The following is a 559-nucleotide window of genomic DNA, read 5'->3' on the forward strand; positions in this document are numbered from 1 at the left end:
ATTGCAGCTGTACCTGCTATGCAAGGTGGTTTTGCTTGCCCTGAAATGGCAATGGGTAAAGTCATCATCCGTCGTGAGCAACCTGCGGTAGCTGAAGCACCTGTTGTTGAACCTAAAGTTCAAGAAACAGTAGAAGCTAAAGCTGAATCACCGATTGTTGAAGCTGTAGCGCCTGAAAAGGCAGAGCCAGTAGCGGTTGATCAAGCTCCTGTTGAGCCGATCGTTGAAGTGGCTGAAGCACCTATTGCGGAAGTAACAACAGACACAGTTGTTGAAGAAGCTCCGGTTCAAGAGCCAGTCGTTGCAGAAACTGTGGAAGAAGCAGCAACAGAAGTTGCCGTTGAAACTCCAGTAGCAGCGCCAGAGATGAAAGCTGAAGTTATCAACGTTGTTGCTAAGCCACGAGCTAGCGCACCAATGACAAAAGCACCTGGTCCTCAAGAACTACGTGAAATCGAAGTAGCCGCAGCGCCGTTTAAAGCTGAACGCTACCAAGCTAAAGGTGCTGGTAGCCAAGTGGCAACAAACCGCGCCTCTGCAGCAATGACAAAGCCAAACT

1 pseudogene is annotated in these 559 nt (G+C 49.4%); it reads left to right on the forward strand.

From position 1 onward, the window contains the following. A pseudogene (locus R7044_RS27230) lies at window positions 1-559 on the forward strand (ribonuclease E); the annotation flags it as partial.

The sequence above is a fragment of the Vibrio sp. 1402 genome, assembly GCF_033340275.1.